General features: G+C 35.7%; 6 protein-coding genes. All 6 read left to right on the plus strand.

All coding sequences use genetic code 11. The annotated features are described in order from the left end of the window. The coding region (locus ACY65O_RS14920; RefSeq protein ID WP_462221656.1) for a hypothetical protein at positions 1 to 206 on the plus strand (206 nt) is incomplete at its 5' end. Positions 207 to 329: 123 nt separating this feature from the next. After that, positions 330 to 1,631: a UDP-N-acetylglucosamine 1-carboxyvinyltransferase gene (murA, locus tag ACY65O_RS14925; RefSeq protein ID WP_462221657.1), complete on the plus strand. Its 1,302-nt coding sequence runs from the start codon at positions 330 to 332 to the stop codon at positions 1,629 to 1,631. 56 nt (positions 1,632 to 1,687) lie between these two features. After that, positions 1,688 to 2,080 carry a lipocalin-like domain-containing protein gene (locus tag ACY65O_RS14930; protein ID WP_462221658.1) on the plus strand — a complete coding sequence of 131 codons (393 nt, stop codon included), beginning with the start codon at positions 1,688 to 1,690 and terminating at the stop codon, positions 2,078 to 2,080. Between the two features lie 23 nt (positions 2,081 to 2,103). After that, complete coding sequence (gene gmk / locus ACY65O_RS14935) at positions 2,104 to 2,682, plus strand: guanylate kinase (RefSeq protein WP_462221659.1); 579 nt, start codon at positions 2,104 to 2,106, stop codon at positions 2,680 to 2,682. Positions 2,683 to 2,909: 227 nt separating this feature from the next. Further along, positions 2,910 to 4,196, plus strand: coding sequence for a hemolysin family protein (locus tag ACY65O_RS14940; protein ID WP_462221660.1), 1,287 nt, complete (start codon positions 2,910 to 2,912; stop codon positions 4,194 to 4,196). Then, a partial coding sequence (locus tag ACY65O_RS14945; RefSeq protein WP_462221661.1) for a glycosyltransferase family protein occupies positions 4,193 to 4,949 on the plus strand: 757 nt, incomplete at its 3' end. The genes ACY65O_RS14940 and ACY65O_RS14945, both read left to right, overlap by 4 nt.

A 4,949-nucleotide genomic window follows, 5' to 3' on the forward strand; every position in this document is an offset into this window, starting at 1 on the left:
CCGATAACCGCAGCGAAGATGATTATGGTGGTGGAAGAACTAACGGTTACCGAAAAAATTTTGGTGCAAGAAATAACACGGGTGGTGGAAGAGATAACCGTGGTGGTAGTGGTGGAAGAGATAACAGAGGCGGCGGTGGAAGAGATAACAGAGGTGGTGGTGGAGATAACAGGAATAATAACAGGAATTTTAAAAAGAGGTATTAACCCTTACACGAATTAAAACGAATTACACTAATTATAGTACCTGATTTTAAAGTCAGGTATTTTTATTTTCAGTGGTGAAAATTCGTGTAATTCGTTTTAATTCGTGTAATAAAAGAATATAGCATGCAATCATTTGAAGTAAGAGGCGGCAAAAAACTTTTTGGAGAAATTACTCCTCAGGGTGCAAAGAACGAAGCACTGCAAATTATCTCTGCAGTATTACTAACGGCAGAAAAAGTTACTATTAAAAATATTCCCGACATTATTGATGTAAATCTTTTAATTGATCTATTGGGAGAGATGAATGTAAAAACGGAAAGGGTGAGCCGGGACACCTGTATTTTTCAGGCCGATAATGTAGATGTAGAATATTTACACAGTGAAGCGTATCATAAAAAAAGTGGCAAACTCCGTGGCTCTGTAATGCTTGCCGGCCCGCTGCTTTCAAGATTTAAAAAAGCCTACATCCCCAAGCCCGGAGGCGATAAAATTGGCAGAAGAAGATTAGATACTCATATCATTGGGTTTGAAAAACTGGGTGCAAAATTTTCTTACCATGAAGATGGATTTTTTCATTTGGAGGCAAATGAATTAAAAGGTACTTCATTACAATTAGATGAACCCAGTGTAACCGGCACTGCAAATATTTTAATGGCAGCCGTTCTGGCAAAAGGCACTACATCAATTTACAATGCAGCCTGCGAACCTTACCTGCAGCAGCTTTGCCGCATGCTCAACAGTATGGGTGCAAAAATAAAAGGCATCGGCAGTAATTTATTGGTTATAGATGGCGTGGACGCATTAGGCGGCACCACACACAGCATGTTACCCGATATGATTGAAGTGGGCAGTTTTATTGGCCTTGCAGCTATGACGCAAAGTGATATCACTATTAAAAATGCAGGCATACAACACCTTGGCGTTATCCCCGAAAAATTTCAACAACTCGGCATCCAGTTAAATTTTAATGGCGATGATATTCATATCCCTTCGCAGGATATTTATGAGATACAAAAGTATATGGATGGCGGGGTGCTGACTATTTACGATCATCCATGGCCGGGCTTTACACCCGATTTATTAAGTATAGTTTTAGTAACCGCCATACAGGCAAAAGGCAGTGTGCTCATTCATCAAAAAATGTTTGAGAGCCGTTTATTTTTTGTAGATAAACTGATTGATATGGGGGCGCAAATTATTTTATGCGATCCTCACCGTGCCGTGGTAATTGGTTTGGAAAGAGAACAGCAATTGCGGGGCATTACCATGAGCAGCCCCGATATTCGTGCCGGTGTTGCTTTACTTATTGCTGCATTAAGTGCACAGGGTAAAAGCACTATTCAAAATATTGAACAAATAGACAGGGGTTATCAAAATATAGACGAGAGATTAATAAAATTGGGGGCAGATATTAAAAGAGTTTAATAAAAATAAAAAACTACAAAGTGCATATCAATTTAAAAAAATTTTTTTATTGCTTATTGCCCATTTCCTTATTGGTTTCCTCCTGCCAAAATAAAACCCAAAAACTTATTGCAAAAAAATGGGATTGTGTGCAGGTAGAAAACCTTGCTCCAATTGATAAAAGTTTTAACAACCCCAAAGATTCTGCCATTGCAGTACAAACCGAAGCAGCACTTAAAGCATTAAGCTGGACGTTCAGCAGCAACAATACCTATCAATGCAGCATTGGCGAAAGAACAACTATACAGGGCACTTATGAAATAACGCCTGACGAAAAAACACTCACCCTAACTTCAATTACAAAAAATTCTATAAACAGTTATTTAATAACCTCCCTATCCGAATTTGAATTAACACTAACGAGTACAGGAACAAATGTTCCGTTAATCTTACATTTTCGGCCTCATTAAAAAAATAAACATTTTCTTTGCTTATGCCGTTGTACCAAAACAAAATCATCATCATTACAGCCCCTTCCGGTGCCGGTAAAACTTCTATTACAAAACACCTGATGCAACATTTTCCGCAACTGGCTTTTTCAGTTTCTGCGGCTACACGCCAGGCAAGAGGTATCGAAAAAGATGGGGTGGATTATCATTTTATAAGCACGGATGATTTTAAACAAAAAATTCAGCACAACGAATTTATAGAATGGGAAATGGTGTACGAAGGAAAATATTACGGCACTTTAAAATCTGAGTTAGAAAAAATATGGCAGCAAAATAAAATACCGGTTTTAGATATTGATGTAAAAGGCGCCATTCATGTACAGCAGCAGTTTCCCCAAACTTCTTTAAGCCTTTTTATAGACCCGCCTTCGGTTAGCGAATTAAAAAAGCGTTTACAAAGCCGTGGTACTGAAACAGCAGAATCTATTGCCGCAAGGGTAAACAAAGCATCTTACGAACTTTCTTTTAAAGATCATTTTAATAAAGTGGTAGTAAACGATGACCTGCAAAAAGCCTGCATAGAAGCCGAAATGATTGTTTTTGGCTTTATCAACAAAATATAATAAAAAGTAAAAAGTACTTTTTAAGAATCGTTTGATACATAAGCAGTTTATTTATACTGCAAGTTTGTAATAGAAGCCGCCTGTATCAATAACCCTGAACGGTGCGATAGTAAAAACACTACGCAATCACTATGCAGGATGATGCCGTAAATACCTGTAAATTTTAATATTTTACGAAACAGTGCAGTTAAACCCATCATTAAAAAAATCTTCTTTATTTTTATAGTATGGATTGGATGGCCCTTATTGCAATTATCGCTTCATTGTTACTCATCGGTTTTTTTTCCGGTATAGAAATAGCATTTGTATCTGCTAATAAATTATCTGTTGAATTAAACAGAAAACAGGGTACTTACAGTGGCAAAATCTGGGGCGCTTATTCGGATAAGCCAACACGTTTTATCGGTACTACATTGGTTGGTGTAAATATTGTTTTAGTTATTTATGGTTTGCTTATTGGCAGTATGCTTTCGCCGGTATGGAATTGGATTGCTGCACAACTTTCTCCATCTCTCTCGGGATATGTAAAATACATCAAGCTTTTTGTAGAAACTGTTATCTCTACATTGATACTGCTTTTTGTAGAGTTTATGTTTAAAGCATTTTTCAGGGCAAGAAATAATGAATTACTCAGTTCGGGTATTATAAGTTTTATTGCAAGTTTTTTTTACTGGTTGTTATCTTCCACTGCTGCTTTTTTTGTAAATACAGCAGAGTGGATGTTAAGGCATTTGTTTGATGTAAAGCTTAACGAGAAAAAAGAAATATTCAGCAAAGTGGATCTGGAACATTTTCTGCAGCAAAGCAAAAGCCACGAGGAAGAAGATAACAATGAAATAAATAAAGAACTTTTTGAAAATGCTTTATCATTAAGTGAAGTTAAACTGGGCCAATGCCTTATACCACGCCGGGAGATTGAAGGCGTAAACAGTAATACAACTATTGAGGAAGTAAAAAATAAATTTATACATACCCAGTTAAGCAAACTGGTGGTGTACGAAAATAATATAGATAATATTACGGGCTATGTTCATCAGCTTGACCTTTTTAAAAATCCTGCTACGTTAAAAGAAGTACTATTGCCCATACCCACGGTGCCTAAAAGTATGAGCGCTACCGACCTGATGAATAAATTCAGCAAAGAAAGAAAAAGTATTGCCTGGGTAATCGACGAATTTGGCGGCACCGCAGGTATTGTAACTATGGAGGATATACTGGAAGAAATTTTTGGTGACATCCGTGATGAATATGACACTGAAGAGTTTGTAGAAAAACAATTATCGGGCAACGAATTTATTTTTAGCGGCAGGCTGGAGCTGGATTACATTACCGAAAAATACAAATTGCAGTTTCCGGATGAAGAAGGAGCAGAAACACTTTCGGGTTACATAATACAAAACCACGAAACCATACCCAAACAAAAAGACCGTATTATTTTTGGCCACTACGAATTTGATATTTTAAATGTAAGCGATACAAGGATTGAAACAGTAAAAGTAAAAGTGCTGCGATGACCATTGCTGTAAATGCAAATTTTTTAAATACTAATTACCCCTGCTATGATGGTGATTTTATTTTTGAAATTTTTTCAAGATTAGCCAAAAAATACCCCCAACACAACTTCATCTATTTTTTTGATAATAATTTTGATGAAAAATATATTACATCAAAAAACATAACTGCTGTTATAACCGGACCCCAAATTAAAAACCCGTTGTTGCTGCAATACCGGCTTAATTATAAAATACCTTCTTTATTAAAAAAACACAAGGCCGATATTTTTATAAGCACAGGTGGTTATTGCTCTTTACGTACCAAACTTCCGCAATGCGTAATTATAAATGATTTATCTTTTTTACAACTGCCGCAATTTTTTTCAAAGCGTTGGTTAAATTTCTATAAAAAAAATACAGAAAAATTTTTAACTAAAGCAAAAGTTATTGTAACAACAGCTGAATTTTTAAAAAAAGATATTATTAATAAATACAAAATAGCATCTGATAAAATTGATGTAGCATACACTTCCGCCAGTAATAATTTTAAACCATCAACCTGGCAACAAAAAGATGCCGTTAAAGAAAAATATACCGAAGGGCTGGAATATTTTTTATACGCTGGCCCTGTTAATACCGGCAGCAACTTAATTACACTTTTAAAAGCATTTTCTTTTTTTAAAAAAAGACAGAAAAGTAATATGCAGTTATTGCTGATGAGTAAATCTGCTGCAATTGATAAAGATTTTATTAAAAGTTTAGCCAGTTATAAAT

The sequence above is a fragment of the Ferruginibacter sp. genome (assembly GCF_031430955.1).
GTDB lineage: Bacteria > Bacteroidota > Bacteroidia > Chitinophagales > Chitinophagaceae > Ferruginibacter.